Origin of the sequence: Duganella zoogloeoides (genome assembly GCF_034479515.1) — a bacterium.
Classification (GTDB): Bacteria; Pseudomonadota; Gammaproteobacteria; order Burkholderiales; family Burkholderiaceae_D; genus Rugamonas; species Rugamonas zoogloeoides.
The window spans coordinates 3,857,363-3,878,497 of the sequence record NZ_CP140152.1 but is presented as its reverse complement, the minus strand read 5'-3'; the positions used below and the strand labels follow the sequence as shown (position 1 = coordinate 3,878,497).

Genomic DNA, 21,135 nt, shown 5'->3' with positions numbered 1-21,135 from the left:
TTCAATTGACAGGGGTGGGCATGGATCGCAGGCAGTTCGTTCGGATGGGCGTGGTGGCGGGAGCGACCGCAGGTGCGGTGGCAGGCAGCGGCAAGGCGCTGGCTGCAGTCAAGCCGACCAGCGGCGGCATTCTCGAAGCCGGCGTGCGCGAGCAACAGCAGCAAATGGAGGCCGGCAAGCTCACGTCGCACGCACTCACCTCGCAGTACCTGGCCCGCATCCGCAACATCGACAAGGCCGGCCCGCGCATCAACGCCATCATCGAGGTCAATCCCGAAGCGCTCAAGCTGGCGCTGGAGATGGACCGCGAACGCACCGCCGGGCGGGTGCGCGGTCCGCTGCACGGCATCCCGGTTCTACTCAAGGACAACATCGCCACCGGCGACCGCATGAGCACCACTGCCGGATCGCTGGCGCTGGCCGGCGTGCGCGCCCGGCGCGACGCCCACGTGGCTGCGCAACTGCGCGCCGCCGGCGCCATCATCATCGGCAAAACCAATCTGAGCGAGTGGGCCAATATGCGCTCCACCCAGTCGGTGAGCGGCTGGAGCGCGCGCGGTGGCCTCACGCGCAACCCGTATGCGCTCGATCGCAATTGCAGCGGCTCGAGTTCCGGCTCGGGCGCGGCGATTGCCGCCGGTCTGGCCACGCTGGCCGTGGGCACCGAGACCGATGGCTCGATCGTCTCGCCGGCATCGATCTGCGGCGTGGTGGGCATCAAGCCGACCCTGGGGCTGGTGAGCCGCAGCGGCATCATCCCGATCGCCCATTCGCAGGACACGGCCGGGCCGATGGCGCGCACCGTGGCCGACGCGGCGGCGTTGCTGACCGCGCTCGCCGGCGCCGACCCGCGCGATGCGGCCACCCGCGAAACGAAACCGGTCAATTACCTGGCGGCGCTGGAGCGCGGTGGCTTGCAGGGCAAGCGCCTGGGCGTGGCGCGCAATTTCTTCGGCCGCAGCGTGGAGGTCGATGCCGTGATCGCCAAGGCGCTCGACGAGTTGAGCGCGCAGGGCGCGGTGCTGGTCGAGGTGGAAGTGCCCAACAGCGACAAGTATGGCGACTCGGAGACCGAGGTGCTGCTGTACGAATTCAAGGCGGGACTGGCAGCGTACCTGAAGGAATATGCGCCGCATGCGCAGGTGGCCAACATGGCCGACGTCATCGCCTTCAACCGCACGCATGCGCAGGAAGAGATGCCGTACTTCGGCCAGGAGTACCTCGAACGCGCACAGGCCAAGGATGGTCTAGATGCACCGGCCTACCGTGAAGCGCTGGTCAACAACGGCCGCTACGCGCGCACGGAAGGTATCGACCAGGTGATGAAGGAGCACAAGCTGGACGCGCTGGTGGCGCCCACCGGCGGCCTCGCGTGGCTGACGGATTTCATCAATGGCGACCATTACGGCGGCAGCTTCTCGTCGCCGGCGGCGGTGGCCGGCTACCCGCACATCACCGTGCCGGCAGGGCAGGTGCATGGCTTGCCGGTGGGGCTGTCGTTCGTGGGCGCGGCCTACAGCGAGGCTGCGCTGATCCGCATGGCGTATTCGTACGAGCAGGCCACGCTGCACCGGCGCGCGCCGCAGTTCAAGGCCAGCGTTTCGCTGGCGGTGCGCTAAGCTTGGCGATGCAACACGTGGCGCAGCGTCGGTTCGATGTTGCGCCGGTGGAGTTCGGCCACGATGTCTTCTAGCGTGGCGTGCTGCAGCAGGAGTCCTGACGCGTTGTCGCCACCGGCTGCCGGGGCCAGCGTCGCGGTCTTGGCGGTGACCGCCTGGGCTGGCGCAGCTGCGTTGCCGGGGGCCGCTTGCAGCACCTGCATCGCATGCTCGAACTGCTCGGCGGTGATGCTGTCGAGGCCCTGCAGGAACGCGGCCTGTGCGCTGATCGGCGGCGGCATCTCCAGTCCCAGGTCTTCGGCCAGCGACGCGCCCATGGCGGGGTTGATGAACGCGGCCCACAAGCCGCTGCGCTGGTGCAGGCAGGGCGGCATTTCCACCACGGTGGCGCCGGACGCCGCATCGAGGTCGGCGAAATATGCCTGGTGCAGCAGGGCGTGGAAGCGGCGCAGCCGCGCCAAGGGTACCGGCTGCGCGAAGGATAGCCACAGGTTGTACTTGTCGGCGCCGTTGACGCTGACGGCCGGCGCCGGCAATTTCAGATCCTGTTGCAGCGCGTTGGCCACGTCGCACAGCAGCAGCCAGTGCTGCTCGTCGGCGGCGCGCGGGAAATCGAGCGCCAGCGCGCGCGCCGTGGCGGTCGCCGTACCGCCGTTGGTGGCAAGGTCGATGGCCAGGGTGGTGTTGGCGCGCAGGTGGTCTTCCAGCGCGGCGGTCACCGGGTGCTGGCTGTCGGGGAGGTAGAGCCTTCTGAGCTCGGCGATGAGTTTTTCCATGATCGCTGCATTGTAGTTGATCGCGCCGCAGGTCCCGGTATTGATTACTCCACTTCGACGGGTGTGCGCCATTCCGTCAGGTAGTGCTGCGGCGTTTTGCCCAGGATGCGGCGGAACATGGCGGTAAACGCGCTGGGACTCGCATACCCGAGTGCCGCCGCGATGGCGCCCACGCTGTGGCCTTGCGCCAGCCGGCCGAACGCCTCGGCCAGGTGCACCTGCTGCACCCACTGGCGGTAGTGCAGGCCGGTCTCCTGCGGGAATAACCGGATCAGCGTGCGCGCGCTGGCGCCCACGTCGGCGGCATGGTCCTCGATGGTGCGGGCGCTGCCGGGATCGGCCACGATGGCGTCGCACACGGCCACCAGGCGCCGGTCGCGCGGCCACGGGATGGCAATGGGCACTGTCTCAGCTGCTGCCAGTTCCGAGAGGATCAGCATGGCCAGGTGTTCGCCGCGGCCGGGAATCGGGTATTCGATCGGCTCTTCCAGCAGCGCCAGGATCAACTGCCGCAGCAGGGCGCTCACCTCGATCAGGCGGCAGGTGTTGCCGTAGCTGGCCGCCGCCGATGGTTCGATGTAGATGGTACGCATGGTCACCTTGCTCATCGAGGTCCAGTAGTGCACGACACCGGGCGGGATGAACAACGCGCGGCGCGGCGGCAGGATCCACACACCGAGGTCCGTGTTCACCCGCATCAGGCCTGCCGTGGCGTACAGCAGCTGCGCGCGTTCGTGGCTGTGCGGCTTGACGGTGACGCCATGCTGTTCATCACGCGCCATGGCCGTGACGACGCGCGGCACCCGCTGGTAGTCGCGGTGGTCGCTACTGCGTTCGGGAGAAGCCATTTGTCACTTTCTAGACGAAGATTGGAATATCCGGTGTTGCCAGCCATATTACACTTCCAGCTCTTCATAACAAGGTGTCTCCATGAACTCCACTGCTGCCACAGCCTCCGCGCCGCCACGAAGCGCGCCCGCTACCCAGTCCCAGACCGTCATGCAAATCCTCGGCGCGGTCGCTTTTGCGCACCTGCTCAACGACCTGGTGCAGGCCATGCTGCCGTCGATCTACCCCATGCTCAAGGCGGAATTCGGCCTGTCGTTCACCCAGGTCGGCCTGATCACGCTGACGTTCCAGTGCACCGCGTCGCTGCTGCAACCGTGGATCGGCCTGTACACCGACCGCCGTCCGATGCCGTACCTGCTGCCGGCTGGGATGGTGGCCACCTTCATCGGCGTGCTGATGATGGCGGTGGCGCACAGCTTCCCGGCACTGCTGGTATCGGCCGCGCTGATCGGCGTGGGTTCCTCGACCTTCCACCCCGAGGCCTCGCGCGTGGCGCGCACTGCGTCGGGCGGACGTTTCGGCTTTGCGCAGTCGCTGTTCCAGGTGGGCGGCAATGTCGGCTCGGCGTTGGGTCCCGTGCTGGCCGCCGCCATCATCATCGGTCGTGGCCAGGGCAATATCGGCTGGTTCGCGGTGCTGGTCGGCGTGGCGTTTGCGGTGCTGGTGTACGTGAGCCGCTGGCACAGCGCCCACCTGGCCAGCTTGCCGCGCAAGAAGGCGGTCGTGGCACAGTCGCCGCTGCCCAAAGCGCGCGTGTATGGCGCGCTGGCCGTGCTGGCGCTGCTGGTCTTCTCGAAGTACATCTACATGTCGAGCCTGAGCAGCTACTACACGTTCTACCTGATTGATAAATTCGGCGTATCGGTGTCGTCGGCGCAGATGTACCTGTTCCTGTTTCTGGCCGCCGTGGCGGCAGGCACCTTCATGGGCGGCCCGATCGGCGACCGTATTGGCCGCAAGCGCGTGATCTGGATGTCGATCCTCGGTGCTGCGCCTTTCACGCTGGCGTTGCCGTACGTGGACCTGTTCTGGACCGCCGTGCTGACAGTGGTGATCGGCTTTGTGATCTCGTCGGCGTTTTCCGCCATCGTGGTGTTCGCACAGGAGCTCATGCCGGGCAAGGTGGGCATGATCGCGGGAATCTTCTTTGGCCTGATGTTCGGCGTGAGCGGCATCGGCGCGGCGGCCATGGGCCACATCGCCGACGTGGCGGGCATCGCCTACGTGTACCAACTGTGTTCGTACCTGCCGCTGCTGGGGATATTGACGGTGCTGCTGCCGCATATCGAGCAGCACAAGCGCTGATGTCAAAAAGCCGGCTCGCGCCGGCTTTTTTTAAACCTCGATGAACCGCATCTTGAAGTTGCGGCCCTTGATGGCGCCAAAGTCGCCGCCGAGCGGGTTGTTCCTGCTCAGGCGATCAAACGCCTCGTACGCCACGCGGCGGTCGAGCGCCACGTAGGTCTGGAACTCGAACACGTTGATCTTGCCCACCTGCTCCTTGCTCAGGCCCGCTTCGCCGGTGAGGGCGCCCAGCAGGTCGCCGGGGCGCAGCTTGTCCTTTTTGCCGCCGCTGATCACCAAGGTCATCATCGGCGCCGGATCGACGCCGTAGTCGCCGCCGTCCAGGCTTTTCAGGTCGTACCATTCGACCGGCGCGCTCTGGTATTCCTCGATCAGCTTGACCCATTTTTTCTCGTTCGGCGCGCACAGCGACAGCGCCAGGCCTTTTTCGCCGCCACGGCCGGTGCGGCCCACGCGGTGGATGTGCACTTCGGTGTCTTTCGAGACATCGACGTTGATCACCGCTTCCAGGTTCGGGATATCGAGGCCGCGCGCGGCGACGTCGGTGGCGACCAGCACCGAGCAGCTGCGGTTGGCGAACAGCACCAGGATCTCGTCGCGCTCGCGCTGTTCCAGTTCGCCGTACAAGGCCAGCGCCGTGAAGCCCTGTTCGCGCAGGTGCTCGGTCAGTTCGCGGCACTGCACCTTGGTGTTGCAGAAGGCAATCGCCGACACCGGCTTGTAGTGGCCCAGCAGCGTGGCCACGGCCTGGTTGCGGTTGTCGAAACCGATTTCGAAGAACAGCTGCTCGATCTGGCTGTTGTCGTGCTGCGCCTGCACCGTCACTTCGACCGGATCGACCAGGAAGGAATCGGTGGCGCGGCGGATGTCGTCCGGGTAGGTCGCCGAGAACAGCAAGGTCTGGCGGCGCTTCGGACAGGCGCTGACGATGCCGGCGATTTCGTCGTAGAAGCCCATGTCGGTCATGCGGTCCGCTTCATCGAGCACCAGGGTTTCGACCTTGGACAGGTCGAGCGTGGCGCGGCCCAGGTGGTCGCGCACGCGGCCCGGCGTGCCGACGATGATGTGGGCGCCGTGTTCGAGCGAAGCGATCTGCGGGCGCATCGGCGAGCCGCCGGTGAGTACCAGCACCTTGACGTTGCCGGTGCTGCGCGCCAGGCGGCGCAGCTCGTTGGCCACCTGGTCGGCCAGCTCGCGGGTAGGGCACAGCACCAGTGCCTGCACCGCGAACCACGCCGGATTGAGTTTATTCAGGATACCGAGGCCGAAGGCGGCGGTCTTGCCGCTGCCGGTTTTCGCTTGCGCGATCAGGTCGCGGCCGGCGAGCACCGACGGCAGGCTTTGGGCCTGGATGGTGGTCATTTCCTTGTAGCCGAGCGTATCGAGGTTTTCCAGCAGCGCGGGATTGAGCGCCAGGCTGGCGAAGGAGGTCGCGTCGTCTTGCTGGTCGGGCGCGAAGGTGTCGGTGGATGTCATGGTGTCAGACCTGTTCAAAAAGGACGTTGGCACAGTCTAACAGGCTCCGTTCCGGCCCTGATGCTGTGTGAGGGGATGCTGAAGGTATTACGGGTGATGCTTAATCGGGCGCTTAATCCGGCGCCCATACGGGCAAGCCGGTGAGATCGAGCTTGTCGTCGCGCACCCAGACCGGCAAGCCCGAGTTGTCGGTCGGCTCGAGCAGTTCGAGCTGTTCCTGCTTGAGGCCAGACCTGCGCGGACGTGGCGCTGGCGGCCGTTTGGCTTCCGGTTCGAGCGGCGCGGCCGGGCCGAAACCGGGCAGGTCGAACGTGGCGTTGTCTTTTTTATCTCTCATTGCGCAATCTCGTGCCCACGACGCATTTCCAAAAAGCGTCGCTCAAAACAAAAGCCCGGCTGCGAGAGTCGGGCTCAGTGAAGCGCGCAGTGTATCACAAAGCGCGTGGGCAAAAAACCTTTAGCGGAAGCTCAACGCGCCAGTCAAATCGCCTGGCGGCGTGGCGTGGTTGGCCGCAAACGCCTCGTTGCGCACCTTGAGCCCCTGCAGCAGCGGCAGGCCGTGCAGGCGCGTGATGAAGCGCAGGATCGATGTCGTATCGTAGAAGCTGTGATCGACCTGGCCCTTCTTCGAGAACGGCGAGATGACGATGGCCGGAATGCGCGAGCCCGGACCCCAGCGGTCGCCCTTGGGCGGCGCCACGTGGTCCCACCAGCCGCCGTTTTCGTCGAACGTGATCACCACCACCATGTTGTTCCATTGCGGGGATTTTTTCAGGTGCTCGATCACGTTGGCGATGTGGGCGTCGCCCGATTCGATGTCCGAATAACCGGCGTGCAGATTCAGGTTGCCCTGCGGTTTGTAGAACGTCACGGCCGGCAGTTTGCCCGCTACCGCTGCGGCGATGAATTTGTTCGAGATCGGGCTGTCACCGAGGCCGCCGTCGCGCAGGTGCTCGGCGCGCGCAGCGGTGCCGGGTGCGAACTGCTTGAAGTAGTTGAACGGCTGGTGGTGGAACTGGAAGTTAGGCTTGCTGCCGCCGCCCTTGCGATCGAGGGCCGCTTGCCAGCCGCCGCCATACCACGCCCAGCTCACGCCCTTGCGCGACAGCAGGTCGCCGATGGTGTCGTAGGTTTGCGGCGGCAGCGTGTTGGCGTCGGCCGGATCGGCAGCCAGCGGATCGCCGTCGTAGGCCGGGCGGATATAGCTGGGCTGATACGGCGGCGCCATGGTGTTGACCACGTAGCCGTCCGGCGTGATGGCGCCGTCGTTGACGTAGTGGGGTTTGCCGTCCAGCGCCGACTTGGGCGAGTCGGGTTTGACGGCCAGGCGCACGCCTTGCGGTCCGTCTTCCAGCACCGCGATCTTCTTTTTGGCGGCGGTGTCGGCGGCGTTGAAGTATTCGTTGGCGCGGCCGGTGACCAGGAACTGGTGGTTCATGTACGAGCCGCCAAAGGCTGCCATGAAGAAGTTGTCGCACAGCGTGTACTGGCGCGCGATCTGCCACAGGTTGAGGTTTTTCGACGTCTCGCCGTAATGGCCCATCACCAGGCCGCCGCTGTCGGCCCACGCGGCAAAGCCGTCGTTCTTGCCGCCGTTGATCTGCATCTGGTTGTTATAGAAGCGGTGCACCAGGTCGCGCGTGATGATCGCCTCGGGCAGTGGCTTGCCAGCCGTGTCGCTCAATTTGAACGGCGCGTTGGGCAGGTCCTTGATCTGGTCTTCCTTGATCAGGTAGTCGGTACCGCCGATATTTTGCTGCTCGGGCACCATGCCGCCCCATACCTTGGGCAAGGTGGCCAGCACCGAACCATCGCGGTCGCGTTGCACGTAAGCGGCGGCCGGCACTTCGGACAGCGGCTGGGCGGTGCCGGGGAAGTCGGCGAACAGGTTGTTGAAGCTGCGGTTTTCCAGGTAGATCACGACCACGTTCTTGACGTTGGCCTTGAGCTTGGCGTCGAGCGAGCCGCTGGTGATGGCGGGCTTGGTGGTTGCTTCAGCCAGGGTGGCGACGGCTGGCAGGGTAGTAGCGATGCCGGTGGCGGCAGCAGCCTGGAAAATGCGCCGGCGCGAAGGGCTGGCGGGGGCATCCTGCTGTGCTGTTGTTTGTGTCGCGCCCACTTGCTGGTCCTGATCGTTCACCGTTCACTCCTTCGAATTACTGAAAGGAATAATTGTGACAGTTTTGGCGGGATTTGGATATGTGACCGGGTTCATCCCGTGCCAATGCACTCTGATCACCGAAGATACTCGGGGCGCCAAAATGACACGGGTACCATGTGGCCAGTCAGCATGGCATTGCTGGTTTCCATTTCGACGTAAATTTCGAAGAGCTGGACCGTGGCTGGGGTGAAGTGACCGAAGACGGTGCTGGCAAAGAAATGCGGTGCGTTGTGAATGCAGCAAACGTTCTGTCGAAGAAAATCATCGAGCGAAGCGCCACTCGCATCGGCGAAAAATCTCAGGAGGGAATTATGGAGCGCGGGGTTGGTTGCGGCAAGTAGTCCCAACTTCGATGAGAAGTTGGGGTGAGACAGGTCGAAACTGACGTGCATTACAAAGGTACTTGCAATGACAAAATTTCTTCCTTGGTCATTACGCGCCTCGAGCGTGGAATATCCGGCTTGGTGAACGCAGCGATCATTTCGGGCGTGAAGGGTACGCCATCAACGTAGACCACGCCATCGCGCTCGACGACAGTTACGTCATTGCCGTAAGGTACGCGTTCCTCGCATACCTCGAATTGAGTGGGTGTCATGTTGACCTCCTGTATGGCTTGAATAAAGGCTGTATTGGCCGAGCCTGTTTTTAACGGGCAGTACACAGAGTTCAAGGCTAGCACATTGAGCCGGCTTGTGTCGAAAGTGCACATCCAAATGCAGAAAAACCGTTGATCTTCTGATGAAAATCAACGGTTTGCTGTATTTGGTTGCGGGGACAGGATTTGAACCTGTGACCTTCGGGTTATGAGCCCGACGAGCTGCCAGACTGCTCCACCCCGCGTCTGAGGCATGAATTATATACAGGTTCAGCCGATTGCGCAAGGACAGCTTTTCATGCTGCCCTGGGGTAAGGGTTTAGGCGGCTGCCAGGCGCCACAGCGACGTTACTTCGGCGGCGCGGGCTTTGTGCAGCGGATCGCTGGCGTCGGCGGCGCGCGGGTGGGTGGGGCGCACGTCGATGCGGTCCACTACCTTCAGGCCGGCTGCCTCGATCCACGCCAGCAGCTCGGCGCGCGGGCGCAGGCCCAGGTGCTCGGCCAGGTCGGACAGGATCAGCCAGCCTTCGCCGCGCGGCGCCAGGTGTTCGGTCAGGCCGGCGAGGAATCCGCGCAGCATGCGGCTCTCGGGATCGTACACCGCGTGTTCGATGGCGGAACTCGGGCGGGCCGGCACCCACGGCGGGTTACACACGATCAGCGGCGCACGTCCCTCGGGGAACAGGTCGGCCACTTTGAGCTCGATCTGCTGTTCGAGTTCCAGGCGGGTGATGTTTTCGCGGGCGCAGCTCAGCGCGCGCTGGTCCTGGTCGGTGCCGACCACGCGCTTGATTCCGCGCTGCGCCAGCACGGCCGACAGCACGCCGGTACCGATGCCGATGTCGAATGCCAGCGATGTATCGGATGGCAGCGGCGCCTCGGCCACCAGTTGCACGTACTCGCCGCGCACGGGCGAGAACACGCCGTAGTACGGATGGATGCGCGCGCCCAGCGCCGGGATCTCGACGCCGGTGCGGCGCCATTCGTGGGCGCCGATCACGCCCAGCAGCTCGCGCAGCGAGGCGACAAACGGCTCTTCGAACCGGCCGTAAGCTTCGTTGCAGGCCAGTTGCACGTCGGGCGCGCGGCGCAGCGGCAGCGTGTAGCCGTCTTCGAACGGCAGCAGCAGCATGGCCAGGGTGCGGGCGCGTTGCGATTGGGCCTGGCGGTGCAGGTGGAACGCCTCGGTGGGCGTAGCCGGGGTTTTTGCCGGCTTGGCTTTCTTGGCCGGCTTGCTCTTGTGGTCGGCGCGGCGTGCCAGTGCTTGCAGCAGTTGACGCGCGTTCTGGAAGTCGCCGCGCCACAGCAGGGCAGTGCCTTCGCACGCCAGGCGGTACGCGACATCGGCGTTGGTGCGGTCGTCGGCGATGACCACGCGCTTGGGGGGCGGCATGCCCGCCTCGGAGCGCCAGCGGGCGCTGTGCTGCACGCCGTTTTCCTCCCAGTGGATTTGCTGCGGCGTAGGGGAGGTGGGGGTATTTGCGGACATGGCGGGCGATCGGTAAAGGTAATAAGCGGTAATGAGCGGATGGACGACGCAAGGCACGCAAAAAACGCCGGCGACGCGTTGCGTTCATCCGGCGTTGGCGTGGAGAGTGCGTGATACGGGTGCGTATTATACCGGGGCACGCGAGCAAGCCATCAGCGGGAGGCTAGCGGGCCGCAGGCGTGTCGCCACCAGGCCGATGCCGGAGCGTTGGCGGGCCGCAACCGGGATCGCTCGCGCGTCGATGCCGCGCGGTCAGCGCGCGGGCGTTTCCTCGGCAGCCGATGCTGCGGCAGCCGTTGCTTCCGGCACCGGTGCTTCGATCTGCGACGTTGCCGCGTCAGGCTGCGTCTTGACCGGCATCGTCACGTCGTCCACCGGCGCCTGCGCGCCATAGGCGGCGACCGACTTGGCTTTCTCTGCGGCAGATGGAATGGTGTAGGTATCAGCGTTCTTGCTATCGACCAGGTTAAGCAGGCGCAGCGAGAGGCCGCGCAAGGTGTTGCGGTCGATGTTGTCGCCGGTCTGGTCGGACTGGTCGCCGCTGCTGGACAGGGCCGACTGCAAATCGCGGCCGATCAACTGGAACAGGTCGGCCAGCGTGCCGGGGAAATCGATATTCGGCACCTTGACGGTGGGCAGGTCGGCCAGGTCGGTGCCCTGCGGCCTGGCGTCGGCCTTGTCGGTGGCGGGCTTGCCGGTCTGGCTGCCTGCGGCGGCATTGAGCTGGAAGTCGTATTTGACTTCCACTTCGAAGTCGAACTTGCGGCCATCGGCGGTGGTGATGGTGCCCTTGCCGATGAAGTGCGAGCTGTCGGTGAGGCTCAAGCCGGCCAGCGTGCGCACGCCGTTGGCGTCGGACGTTTGCTGTACGCCCATCGCCACGCTGGACGAGGCTTCCAGGCTGGCCGAGTCGAAATCGATAGTGGCGCCCTTGGCGTCGTCGCCGAACAGCGCGTGGGTGAAGCTGCTGACAAAATCCTGCGCGAAATCGACGGTTGCATTTCCCAGCGAAGCCACGCGCTGCTGCATGTCCAGCGCGTTACTCGACAACTTCGACAAGGTCGAGGCTTCCCCGGCCTTTTGCGTGGCAGGGGCATTGGCGGTTTTACCCTCGGCCCGGGGACTGGCTGGATAGTAGTTTGCCGGCAGAGTGCGGGCGCCGAGTGCGGGGATGTTGGCCATGGCAGCTTCCGTTTGATAGTACTTCTATAACGGCCGGACTTTTCTGAACTTGAGGGTTTGCCGCTTTGTTAATGTTTAGTGGTGATGGGTCCAGCCTTCCGGCGCGGCCAGGTAGGAAGCCACCGCGTCTTTCTGGCCGATGGCATGGTGCTTGACTTCACCGCATGGGCACACGCCCAGGTACGGCTGGATGTGCGAGCAGGCCGACACTTTTTGCAGGCGTACCTGGACGGCCTTGGCGCACTTGGCGCATTTGAAGGTGAGGGTGCGTGGTGCTTTTAACATGATTGATCTGTGCAGGTTGGGACGAAAGGCGCGATTTTATCACTCACGCAGTCACATTGATGGTGGGCGCGGCGCCGGGTTCGATCGCGTAGCCGCGCTGCACGCGCTCACCTGGCGCGCCGTTGCCGCCGTCCTGCTTGGCCAGTTCGGCCCTGGCCTGGGCCGCCATCTGCTGCGCCTGGGCGGCCACCGCGCGGTCGGCGCCGGAAGGATCGGCCGGCGCGGTGGCGGCAGCCTGGATCGAGGCCGCGCGGGCAATGGTTTCTTCGGGCGTGGCGCCGGGCGAGGTATCGATCTGCACCTCGCCGCCGATGGCGTAATTGACGCCGTTGGGACCGCGCTGGTAAGTGTAGGTGGCGCCGGAGATGGCCAGTCCGCCCGCTGCGGCCAGGTGGGCCTGCTCATGCTGGCGCACTTCGGTATCGCGCGCCTTGAGGTCTTCCACCATTTTGAGCGCCTCGGGCGTCAGGGTGGTGGTGCTGGAAGCGCCGGAGTCCTGCGACGTGGACGCCGCCACGGGCGCACCGGTGCGCGCCGCGGGCGTAAAGCGCTCCGGCTGGCTGACCGCGGGGCTGATGGTGATGGCGCCTATGCTCATGGTGAACTCCCAGGCAGGAGCTCAAATCATAGCATGACTAAAAAACTATACCACGCTGATGGTGCTGCGCCCGCCGGCAGCCGGCTGCACCAGGATCTTGGTCGAAATCCGCTCCGTCATTTCCTGCACGTGCGAGATCACGCCCACCTTGCGGCCCATCGCCTGCAAGCCATCGAGGGCATCCATCGCTACCCGCAGGGTTTCGGCGTCCAGGCTGCCGAAACCTTCGTCGATGAACAGCGACTCCACCCGCACCCGGTTCGATGACAGCGAGGCCAGTCCCAGCGCCAGCGCCAGCGAGACCAGGAACGATTCGCCGCCGGACAGCGAGTGTACCGAGCGCATCTCGCCGCCCATGTCCTGGTCGCGCACCAGCAGCGCCAGCGACGGACTGGCCGGATTCTGGATCCGTTCGAGCTGGTAGCGGCGCGACAGGTGATTCAGGTGGGCGTTGGCGTAACCGAGCAGCACATCGAGCGTGAACTGCTGGGCGTAGTTGCGGAACTTCTTGCCGTCGGCGGAGCCGATCAAGTCGCTCATGCGCGACCAGCGCTGCTCGATCGCTTCCTGGTGCGCGATCTCGGCCAGCATCGATTGCGAACGCTGGCGCCTGGCGTCGTCCTGCGCCAGCACCAGTTGCACGGCGGCGGCGTTGTCCTGGGCGGCCTTGCGCTCGGCCAGCAAGGTGTTGAGGGCGGCGGCCAGCACGTTCACTGGCGCCGCTGGAGCGGCCAGCTGATCGTCTGCAATATCGGCCGCGGGACCATCAGCGGCAACCCGTACTGGCGGCGCCGCCAACTGGTGCTGCGCACGCTGGCGCTGGCGTTCGGCCAGCACCGTGGCCGCATTGTCGGCAGCGCGGTCGATGGCCGCCAGCGCCGTGCGTTCGACGTCGATTGCGGCCGGCGGTTGCGCCAGCAACGCGTGCAACCGGTTCAGATCTGCCACGCCGGCGTCGCTGTCGTTCGATGGCTGGCGTTGCTGGAAGTCGGCCAGCCATTGCGCCAACTGCTGGCGGGCTGTGTCCGCTGCCGTGCGCAAGGTGCTTAAACGGTTGCCGGCCTGGGTATGCGCCTCGTCGGCGCGCACCCGCGCTTGCGCGGCCTGCTGCGCTTCGTGCTGGCGGGTGGCCAGCAGTGCGCGTGCCTGCTCGATGGCGGCGGCCAGCATGCGTTCGACCGCGCTCACTTCGCGTCCGCCCCACAGCGCCATGCGCTGGTCCTGGGTCTCCTTCAGTGCGGCGTCGGCCTGGGCAAATGCATGGCGCACTCCCAGCGCGTCCTCGCCGGCGCGGCTCACGGCGTCGTGCAGCGCCTTCATCTCCACGTCGAAGGTGGCCAGCGCTGTGCTGCGCTGGTCATGGGCGTCGCGCTGCGCCAGCCATTGCCGGCTTTCGGCCTGGCGCGCCTCGTGGAAGCGTGCGGGGGCCGCGCTCCAGTCGTCCTTCCAGCCTTCGTTAGGCAGGTCGCCGCCAGTAAATGCCGGGTCCAGGTCGGCCAGCAGGTCGGCCAGGGTTGCCATCACCTCGCCGCGCTGGTCTTCCAGCGCCTTGGCTTCGGCACCGGCCTGCGCCAGCGCGGTGCGGGCATGCGCGACCGTGTCGTGCAGCTGCTTCATGTCGGCGGCCGCCGCTTCGTAGGCTGCCTGCGCCTGGTCGCGCGTGATGCGGGCCGCGTTCATTGCCCGGTCCTGTTGTTCGATCGCCTGCAAATTGGCGCGGGCGGTGTCCAGCTGCGCCGCGAACCAGTCGCGGCGCGCATGTTCGGCCGGCGGCGGCGCCGGGCTGTCGTCGGCCAGCAACGGGTGGTCGCGCCAGGCGGCACTGGCGCGATCCAGTGCCTGCAGGACACCTTCCCCCTCCAGTGTCAGCGCTGTCAATTGTTCGCTGCTGGCGTGCACGGTGGCGCGCTGCACGGCCTGCTGACTGACGTTGACGTCGAACTGGTGACGGCAGCGCGCCAGCTCCGCTTGCAAGCTGTCCAGCATGCCCTGCATGGCCGGATCGTGGTGGCGGTACGGGTGATCGTGGGCGCCGCACACGGGGCACGGCGTGTCGTCGGTGAGCGTGGCGCGCAGCTTTTCGACGGTTGCGCCCGACGCGGCTTGCGCCAGTGTCAACGAGCGTTCGGCCTGCGCCAGGGCGGCGGCCAGGCCGGTGGCTTCTTGCTGCGCCGTCGCCAGCAATTGTTCGGCGGCGGCACTGGCGGTGCGCAGTTGCTGGCGCTGGGCCTCGACCTGGGCCTGGCGCTGCTGGCGCGTGTCCAGCTCGAACCACAGCTTTTCGGCGCCGGCCAGCAGATCGCGGTGCTGCTGCCAGCCGCTGCGCGCGGTGTGCAACCGCTCGGCATCGAAGGCGGCCAGCGCGGAGTTGGCATCCTGGCGCCGCGCTTCCAGCGTTTCGAGCACGGTGGACGACGTGGCCAGTCTGGCGGCGGCTTGCGCTTCGTCGTCGCGGTGGGCTTTGGCGGCGCGCTGCACGCGCGCCAGCTGGTCGTTCAGGCGTTCGGCTTGACCGGCGGCCTGGCCGGCCTGCGCGAACAGCACATCCCAGCGGTCCCACGACTGCGCCAGGGTTTGCCATTGCCGGTGCTGCGCCAGCCACGCGGCGCCGGCTTCCACCTGCGCATGCAGGCGGCGCCGTTCATCTTGACGTGCTTGCAGCGCCGCCTTGGCGGTCGCTTCGGCGTGGTTGGCGGTTTCGCGGGCAGTCGAAGCCTGGCGCCAGGTTGGCAGCATCGCTTCCACGCGGGCATCGAGCGCCTTGGCCTGGTCGAGCTGCGGTCCGGCCGTGCGCTGCGCCGCTTCCGCTTGCTGCACTTGCAGGGCAGCCTGCTGCTGGCCGGCGTTGGCGAGGTCCAGTTGCAGCGCGGCGCCGGCCATCGCCTGGACCCCGGCTGCCAGCGCCGCCTCGGTGGCGGCGATGTCCGCTTCGATGCGGGCGATGTCATTGGCCAGCGGCCGCGCCGCCTGCACGGCGACCAGCTGGGCGAGGGCGGCGCGGCGCGGGCTGGACGCTGCCACGTCCGCCGCCGCCCGTTCGCACGCCTGGCGCGCGGCCAGTTCGTCCTGCTCCAGTTGCTCCGCCTGGCGATGCCAGCGCAATTCCTGTTCCAGGTCGGCCTTGCGCTGTTCCAGCGCTTGCAACGCTGCGGTAGCAGTTACCGCCTGCGCTTCGATCTCCGCGCGCTCGTCGGTGGAGAGCGGCTTCTGGTCGGCCAGGCGGGCGTTGAGCTTTTGCAGCGCCTGTTGTTCGAGCTTGGCGCGCTCGAAGGCGCGCATCGAAATCTCGGTATAGACGGTGCTGCCGGTCAGCGTTTCCAGCAGTTCGCCGCGCTCGTTGTCTTCCGACTTGAGGAAGGCGGAAAACTCGTTTTGCGCCAGCAGAACGGCGCGCGTAAACTGCTCGAACGACAGGCCGATGCGGCGTTCGATCTCGCCTCTGACTTCGGTCTTGGTGGCGCCGATCGGTTGCAGCGCGGGCAGCAGGTGCAAGGTCATGGCAGTCGGTTGCAATGCGCCTTCCACCCGGGTGCGCGAGCGGCGCACGCTCCAGCGCGCGCGGTACGCTGCGCCGTCGTTGCCGATAAAATCCACTTCGGCGTAGCCGTCCGCCGTGCCGCGCCGCAGCAGCGTGCGCGTATCCTGGGTGGAGACCGTTTCGCTGCCCACGTCGGCCAGCATGCTGCGCCCCGACACCTTGAGCAGCCTTGGCGTGTCGTCGTACAGTGCCAGGCACAGGGCGTCGAGCAGGGTGCTCTTGCCGGCGCCGGTGGGCCCGCTGATGGCGAACAGGCCGGTTGAGGCGAGTGGCTCCTGCTCGAAGTCCACCGAAAATTCCCCGGCCAGCGACGCCAGGTTTTTACCGCCGATGCGCAAGATTCTCATGGCAGCATCAACTCCGCAAAGGCGCTCAACTGATCGGGCGGCGCCTCGTTGCCGAAGCGCTGCTGGTAGAGCTGGCGGAAGATGTCGTCGGGTTTCAGCTGTTCCAGGCGGTCGAGCGTCATCACTTCCGCATCGAGCACTGAGCCGCGCGCCGCGCTCGACGTCTCGATCTTTGCCAGGCGCACCGGCTTGCCGTCCAGCGCCGCTTCGATGCGCGCGCGCAGGCCGGGTTCAGGTGCGTCGAGCCGTACCCGCACTTCCAGGAACGGTTGTTCTTCGGTAGGCGCGTCTGGCACGTCAAGAGCGGCCAGTTCTTCCAGCACCTGGCCGATCAATGCCGGCTTGGCCGGCACCCGCAGCAGCTGCACCGCGCGCGGGATGGCAATCGGCGCAATTTCGCGCACCGCGTCGCCATCGAGGTCGATGCGCAGCACCTGGTGCTGGTAGCCTACCTCGGCAAACGACAGCGGAATCGGGCTGCCGCAATAGCGGATGTGGTGTTGTTTGCCCACCGCCTGCGCCAGGTGCAAATGGCCCAGGGCCGCGTAGGCGATGGCGGGATCGAAGATCCCGGCCGGCAGCATCTCGGTACCGCCGATGACGATGCGGCGTTCGGAGTCGGCCGACATCTGGCCATCGACCATGTGGCAATGGCCCATGGCGACGATGGCCTGGCCGGGCTGGCGCTTGGTCAGCGCCAGGTCCAGTGCCTGCTTGTAGAGCAGGGCGATGCCGGCCAGGTAGGGATCGGCCGCGCTGTCGGCGGTTTCGGCGTCGGCAGCTTTGCGCGGCACGTCGCCGGGGCGCAGGAACGGCACGGCCAGGCACCACGCCTGCACCGCCCCGTCGGCGCCGGTGAGCGGCAGCACCAGGGCTTCCAGGTCGATGGCGCCGTCCGCGTGGCGCTGCACGGCGCCGATCACGCGGGTGCCGTGCGCTTCGAGCAGCGGCCCGGGCGCTTCGAGGCGGCCCGGCGAATCATGGTTGCCGCCCACGACCACCAGGTTAAGGTGCGGCATGCGTTCTTTGGCGCGCTGCAGGAAGCGGTACAGCTGCTTTTGCGAGGCCGACGAGGGATTGGCGTTGTCGAAGATGTCGCCGGCGATCAGGAGCGCGTCCGCGCGCTCGGCTACGATGGTGTCGAGCAGCCAGTCGAGGAAACGCTGGTGTTCGTAGTGACGTTCGAAATTGTGCAGGGATTGGCCGAGGTGCCAGTCGGAGGTGTGCAGCAGACGCATGAATTGAGAGTAAACGACCGGGAAAAACACAATATAGCGCATCCGGACTGTCAGCTACTTTGAAATCCTTATTAAAATAGCGACGGGCCGGATGTCCGGCCATCGATATTCACCGGGCAGAGGACCAATCTTGAGAAAAACGGAACCAGCATGATCCTGCCTCACGCGCCGGCCAGCCTATTGAGTGCCGACGGCCAGCCGCTGCTGGGCCGCTATGCCGGCCAGACCGGTCATGTCGACTGGGACGGCTTGGCGCCGCCGTACGCGCACGGCGCGCTGTGGCGTCGCCTGCACCACAAGCGCTGGCATTACGTGGCGCTGTGCACCGAGCGGGTGTTTTGCGGCGTGGCGATCGTCGACCTGGGCTGGACCAGCACCGCGTTCGCCTATGCGTTCGACCGCAACGACGGCGACATGCTGGCCAATTTTTCCGCTGACGGCCGCCTGGGCCGGCGCGGCCGTGTTGCCGACCATTCGGGCGGCGCCAGTCATTTCGAGTCGCCCAAGGGACGCATCGCGCTCGAGCCGTCGGGCGCGGGCAGTTTTACGCTGTCGGTGGTGTGCGACTACCTGGAGATCGACGCCGAATTCGGCCCGCCCAACGCGCCGCTGTTGCTGGCCGTGGGGGCGGTGGCAGGCGGCGCCGTGCATACCACGCAAAAATCGTCGGGCATGCCGCTCAGCGGCGAAGTGCGTACCTGGCGCGAGGAGTACGACCTGGCCGGCGGCGTGGCCAGTTTCGACTACTCCAACGGCCTGTTGGCGCGTAATACTGCGTGGCGCTGGGCCTCGGCGCACACGCTCGAACTGGGGTTCAACCTGCAGGCCGGCTATTTCGGCGCCAACGAGAACGCCCTGTGGCTCGACGGCCAGGTGCACGCACTGGCGCCGGCCCGCTTCCTGTACGATGCAAAAGATCCGTTATCGACCTGGCATATTTTTACGGAAGACGATTTGCTCGAGCTGCACTTCACGCCCGAGGGCGCGCGCCGCGACAACCGCAAGAACCTGGTCGCAGCCAGCCGGTTTTTGCAACCGGTGGGCACGTTCACCGGCTGGGTGCGCAGCACGCCCGACGAGCCAAAACGCATGGTGACGCAAATGATGGGCGTGACCGAGGAGCACACGTCGCGCTGGTAGCAACTCACTGAAAGGGCCGCATGAGCATCAAACATCTCGACCGCTTGCTGGCGCCCCGTTCCGTGGCCGTGATCGGCGCGTCCGGCAAGCCGCACCGCGTGGGCACCCGCGTACTGGCCAACCTGGCCGCCGGTGGCGTTGCCGCGATCGGAAAAATCTGGCCCGTCAATCCCAAGTACACCGAGTTGCACGGCATGCCGTGCTACACGCGCGTGGCCGCGCTGCCCGAGGCGCCCGATCTGGCGATCATTTGCACGCCAGTGGCCACCATCGTCGGCCTGATCGCCGAACTGGGCGCGCGCGGAACCCGCGCCGTCATTGTCATGACGGAAGTGAGTGGCCGCGCGCAGCGCCAGGCGTTATTGGACGCGGCGCGCCCGCACCTGCTGCGCATCCTGGGGCCGGGCAGCATCGGCCTGCAAGCGCCGGCCCTGGGTCTCGACGCCAGCTTCACGCATGTGCCGGCGGGCGCGGGCAAGCTGGCGTTCGTGTCGCAAGCGGGCGCGCTGGCGGGGGCGGTGCTGGACTGGGCAGGTGAGCGCGGCATCGGCTTTTCACAATTCGTCACGCTGGGCGACGATGTGGATGTCGATTTTGGCGACCTGCTCGACTACCTGGCCGCCGATGCCGGCACCGAGGCGATTTTGCTATGCGTGGAAGACTTGCGCTCGGCCCGTAAATTCATGTCGGCCGGACGGCTGGCGGCGCGCGCCAAGCCGGTGATCGTGTTCAAGCTGGGGGTGCGCCAGGAGCTCGATGGCGGCGCCGACCTGGTGTTCGACGCTGCGATCCGCCGCGCCGGCATGCTGCGCGTGCACTCCACCGAAGATTTATTCGATGCCGTGGCAACGCTGGCACGCCGCCGTCCGCAGCGCGGCGAGCGACTGGCCGTGCTGACCAATGGCGCCAGCCTGGCGCTGGTCGCGGCCGATGCGCTGGCCGCAGGTGAACTGCGCCCGGCGCCGGTGTCGCCTGCCACCCGCAAGCGCCTGGCGCAGCAGGGGGCAGCGAATGCTGCCACCAGTACTGCAAACTCGACGGCCAACCTGGCGATCAACCTGCCGGCCGATGCTCCGGTCGAACTGTACGTGGCGGCGGCGCAGGCGCTGCTGGCCGACGACCAGACCGACGCACTGCTGTTCCTGCACGCGCCCACGGCCATGGTGGCAAGCGAGGCGATTGCGCAGGCGCTGGCGCCGCTGTTCCAGACCGGTGGCCGCAATGTGCTGTCGTGCTGGCTGGGCGGCGTCTCGGCGGCGAGGGCGCGGCGGCAGTTTGCCGACGCCGGCCTGCCCACGTTCGAGACCCCGGAAACGGCGGTCCACGGCTTTTTGCAGATGGCCCGATACCGCCGCAACCAGGCCTTGCTGATGGAGGTGCCGGCCGGGGTGCCGGGCACCGCCGCGCCGCCGCGGGCGGCCGCACGTACGCTGGTCAAGGCGGCGCTGGCGGCGCACCGCAAGGAACAGGAAAAGAACAAGGGGCCGGTGGTCCTGAGCGACGACGAAGCGCGCAGCCTGCTGGCCGCGTATGGCATCGCCCTCGCCACGCCGCAGCAGGCCGCGCTGGCAGGCCACACGCCGGCAGCGGTGCGTATCGGGATCGGTATCGACCGCGTGTTCGGGCCGGTGGTGTTCTTCGGCCAGGGCGGCCTGGCGGCCGAGGGTTTGGCCGACCTCACGGCCGGGCTGCCGCCGCTGAACATGGTACTGGCGCGCGACATGGTGGGCCGTACCCGCATCTCGCGCCTGCTCGCGCAAGGCCAGACCGCCGCCGATGCCGAGGCGCTGGTGCGCACGCTGGTGCAGGTGGCCGACATGCTGACCGACGTGCCGGAGCTGGCTGAACTCGACCTCAACCCGGTGCTGGCGATCGGCGGCGCGGTGGTGGCGCTGGGCGCGCGCCTGCAACTGGCGGCGCCGCGCAGCCGCCGCACGCTGGCGATCCGGCCGTATCCGCAGGAGCTCGAACAAACGGTGGCGTGGAATGGCGGCGACATCGTGCTGCGGCCGATCCGGCCCGAGGACGCCGCGCAGCACCAGGCGTTTTTCCACGCGCTCGATGCCGACGATGTGCGGCTGCGTTTCTTCACTGCCATGCGCGAGTTGCCGCCGGCCCAGCTGGCGCGCCTGACCCAGATCGATTACGACCGCGCCATGGCCTTCATCGCGACCAGGCCGCTTGCCGGTGGCGGCGCCGAAACCCTGGGCGTGGTGCGCGCGGTGCTCGATCCCGCCAACCAGAGTGCCGAGTTCGCTATCATCATCCGCTCTGACCTGAAGGGGAAAGGGCTCGGCTACATCCTGTTCGGCAAGCTGGTCGATTACTTCCGCGCGCGTGGTACGGCCGAGATCGTTGGTGATGCGCTGGCCGAGAACCTCGGCGTGCAAAAACTGGTGCGCCATTTCGGCGGCGTGGTTTTGCCGCACCAGGAGCCCGGCATGGTGCGTTTGCAGCTGTCATTGAAGTAGATTTCGCCCGCAGACTGTTATATATTGGACATTCAATTCATGCACCGCGTTGGACCAGGTTTGTCT

General features: G+C 66.4%; 17 protein-coding genes and 1 tRNA gene. 5 read left to right on the top strand and 13 right to left on the bottom strand.

Translation table 11 applies throughout. The features are described 5' to 3' along the window. The first annotated feature begins 20 nt into the window (after positions 1–20). Positions 21–1,619: an amidase gene (locus tag SR858_RS17065; protein ID WP_026636980.1), complete on the top strand. Its 1,599-nt coding sequence runs from the start codon at positions 21–23 to the stop codon at positions 1,617–1,619. On the opposite strand, the gene SR858_RS17060 is transcribed toward SR858_RS17065, so the two are convergent. Together SR858_RS17060 and SR858_RS17055 are read right to left on the bottom strand one after the other, a co-directional pair. Further along, the gene (locus SR858_RS17060) at positions 1,616–2,395 is read right to left on the bottom strand and encodes a hypothetical protein (RefSeq protein WP_019920202.1); all 780 of its coding nucleotides are present in this window, start codon (positions 2,393–2,395) and stop codon (positions 1,616–1,618) included. The two genes, SR858_RS17065 and SR858_RS17060, sit on opposite strands and share 4 nt — an antisense overlap. 44 nt (positions 2,396–2,439) lie before the next feature. Continuing rightward, entirely contained in the window at positions 2,440–3,243 is an 804-nt protein-coding gene (locus SR858_RS17055) for an AraC family transcriptional regulator (RefSeq protein ID WP_019920201.1), read from the bottom strand. Between the two features lie 151 nt (positions 3,244–3,394). On the opposite strand from SR858_RS17055, the gene SR858_RS17050 reads away from it, so the two are divergent. Further along, entirely contained in the window at positions 3,395–4,549 is a 1,155-nt protein-coding gene (locus SR858_RS17050; protein WP_019920199.1) for an MFS transporter, read from the top strand. Between the two features lie 30 nt (positions 4,550–4,579). On the opposite strand, the gene dbpA is transcribed toward SR858_RS17050, so the two are convergent. The 3 genes from dbpA to SR858_RS17035 form a co-directional block, all read right to left on the bottom strand. Beyond that, entirely contained in the window at positions 4,580–6,025 is a 1,446-nt protein-coding gene (gene dbpA, locus SR858_RS17045; RefSeq protein ID WP_019920198.1) for an ATP-dependent RNA helicase DbpA, read from the bottom strand. A 112-nt stretch (positions 6,026–6,137) separates the two neighbouring features. After that, positions 6,138–6,362 (bottom strand): hypothetical protein, encoded by a 225-nt coding sequence (locus SR858_RS17040; RefSeq protein WP_019920197.1) that lies wholly within the window; start codon positions 6,360–6,362, stop codon positions 6,138–6,140. A 120-nt stretch (positions 6,363–6,482) separates the two neighbouring features. Then, positions 6,483–8,165 (bottom strand): acid phosphatase, encoded by a 1,683-nt coding sequence (locus SR858_RS17035; protein WP_019920196.1) that lies wholly within the window; start codon positions 8,163–8,165, stop codon positions 6,483–6,485. A 137-nt stretch (positions 8,166–8,302) separates the two neighbouring features. Here SR858_RS17035 and SR858_RS17030 point away from each other — a divergent pair, with 137 nt between their 5' ends. Then, entirely contained in the window at positions 8,303–8,527 is a 225-nt protein-coding gene (locus tag SR858_RS17030; RefSeq protein ID WP_154819722.1) for a hypothetical protein, read from the top strand. A gap of 50 nt (positions 8,528–8,577) precedes the next feature. Here SR858_RS17030 and SR858_RS17025 read toward each other — a convergent pair whose 3' ends face one another. From SR858_RS17025 to SR858_RS16990, 8 genes are all read right to left on the bottom strand, one after another. Continuing rightward, on the bottom strand, positions 8,578–8,781 hold the full coding sequence (locus SR858_RS17025) for a hypothetical protein (RefSeq protein WP_154819721.1): 204 nt from the start codon (positions 8,779–8,781) through the stop codon (positions 8,578–8,580). Between the two features lie 168 nt (positions 8,782–8,949). Next, positions 8,950–9,026: transfer RNA gene (locus SR858_RS17020), tRNA-Met, on the bottom strand. Positions 9,027–9,100: 74 nt separating this feature from the next. Further along, positions 9,101–10,270, bottom strand: a complete 1,170-nt coding sequence (locus tag SR858_RS17015) for a methyltransferase (protein ID WP_026636979.1) — start codon at positions 10,268–10,270, stop codon at positions 9,101–9,103. 252 nt (positions 10,271–10,522) lie between these two features. Then, on the bottom strand, positions 10,523–11,452 hold the full coding sequence (locus SR858_RS17010) for a hypothetical protein (protein ID WP_019920192.1): 930 nt from the start codon (positions 11,450–11,452) through the stop codon (positions 10,523–10,525). A 75-nt stretch (positions 11,453–11,527) separates the two neighbouring features. Further along, a complete protein-coding gene (locus SR858_RS17005) occupies positions 11,528–11,737 on the bottom strand; it encodes a hypothetical protein (protein WP_019920191.1) in 210 nt (69 codons plus the stop codon). 43 nt (positions 11,738–11,780) lie between these two features. Beyond that, the gene (locus SR858_RS17000; RefSeq protein ID WP_019920190.1) at positions 11,781–12,335 is read right to left on the bottom strand and encodes a putative metalloprotease CJM1_0395 family protein; all 555 of its coding nucleotides are present in this window, start codon (positions 12,333–12,335) and stop codon (positions 11,781–11,783) included. Positions 12,336–12,380: 45 nt separating this feature from the next. Beyond that, positions 12,381–16,220, bottom strand: a complete 3,840-nt coding sequence (locus SR858_RS16995) for an AAA family ATPase (RefSeq protein ID WP_026636978.1) — start codon at positions 16,218–16,220, stop codon at positions 12,381–12,383. Then, a complete protein-coding gene (locus SR858_RS16990; protein ID WP_026636977.1) occupies positions 16,217–17,458 on the bottom strand; it encodes an exonuclease SbcCD subunit D C-terminal domain-containing protein in 1,242 nt (413 codons plus the stop codon). Before SR858_RS16990 ends, SR858_RS16995 begins: the two co-directional genes overlap by 4 nt. A gap of 150 nt (positions 17,459–17,608) precedes the next feature. On the opposite strand from SR858_RS16990, the gene SR858_RS16985 reads away from it, so the two are divergent. Continuing rightward, positions 17,609–18,598, top strand: coding sequence for a DUF2804 domain-containing protein (locus SR858_RS16985; RefSeq protein WP_019920187.1), 990 nt, complete (start codon positions 17,609–17,611; stop codon positions 18,596–18,598). 20 nt (positions 18,599–18,618) lie between these two features. Beyond that, complete coding sequence (locus SR858_RS16980; RefSeq protein WP_019920186.1) at positions 18,619–21,069, top strand: bifunctional acetate--CoA ligase family protein/GNAT family N-acetyltransferase; 2,451 nt, start codon at positions 18,619–18,621, stop codon at positions 21,067–21,069. Positions 21,070–21,135 lie beyond the last annotated feature (66 nt).

Coding starts and splice junctions, on each gene's coding strand:
- dbpA (WP_019920198.1), bottom strand. CDS start 6,025: ATGACATCCACCGACACCTTCGCGCCCGACCAGCAAGACGACGCGACC.
- SR858_RS16980 (WP_019920186.1), top strand. CDS start 18,619: ATGAGCATCAAACATCTCGACCGCTTGCTGGCGCCCCGTTCCGTGGCC.
- SR858_RS17010 (WP_019920192.1), bottom strand. CDS start 11,452: ATGGCCAACATCCCCGCACTCGGCGCCCGCACTCTGCCGGCAAACTAC.
- SR858_RS16985 (WP_019920187.1), top strand. CDS start 17,609: ATGATCCTGCCTCACGCGCCGGCCAGCCTATTGAGTGCCGACGGCCAG.
- SR858_RS17050 (WP_019920199.1), top strand. CDS start 3,395: ATGCAAATCCTCGGCGCGGTCGCTTTTGCGCACCTGCTCAACGACCTG.
- SR858_RS17005 (WP_019920191.1), bottom strand. CDS start 11,737: ATGTTAAAAGCACCACGCACCCTCACCTTCAAATGCGCCAAGTGCGCC.
- SR858_RS16990 (WP_026636977.1), bottom strand. CDS start 17,458: ATGCGTCTGCTGCACACCTCCGACTGGCACCTCGGCCAATCCCTGCAC.
- SR858_RS17060 (WP_019920202.1), bottom strand. CDS start 2,395: ATGGAAAAACTCATCGCCGAGCTCAGAAGGCTCTACCTCCCCGACAGC.
- SR858_RS16995 (WP_026636978.1), bottom strand. CDS start 16,220: ATGAGAATCTTGCGCATCGGCGGTAAAAACCTGGCGTCGCTGGCCGGG.
- SR858_RS17040 (WP_019920197.1), bottom strand. CDS start 6,362: ATGAGAGATAAAAAAGACAACGCCACGTTCGACCTGCCCGGTTTCGGC.
- SR858_RS17025 (WP_154819721.1), bottom strand. CDS start 8,781: ATGACACCCACTCAATTCGAGGTATGCGAGGAACGCGTACCTTACGGC.
- SR858_RS17055 (WP_019920201.1), bottom strand. CDS start 3,243: ATGGCTTCTCCCGAACGCAGTAGCGACCACCGCGACTACCAGCGGGTG.
- SR858_RS17065 (WP_026636980.1), top strand. CDS start 21: ATGGATCGCAGGCAGTTCGTTCGGATGGGCGTGGTGGCGGGAGCGACC.
- SR858_RS17015 (WP_026636979.1), bottom strand. CDS start 10,270: ATGTCCGCAAATACCCCCACCTCCCCTACGCCGCAGCAAATCCACTGG.
- SR858_RS17000 (WP_019920190.1), bottom strand. CDS start 12,335: ATGAGCATAGGCGCCATCACCATCAGCCCCGCGGTCAGCCAGCCGGAG.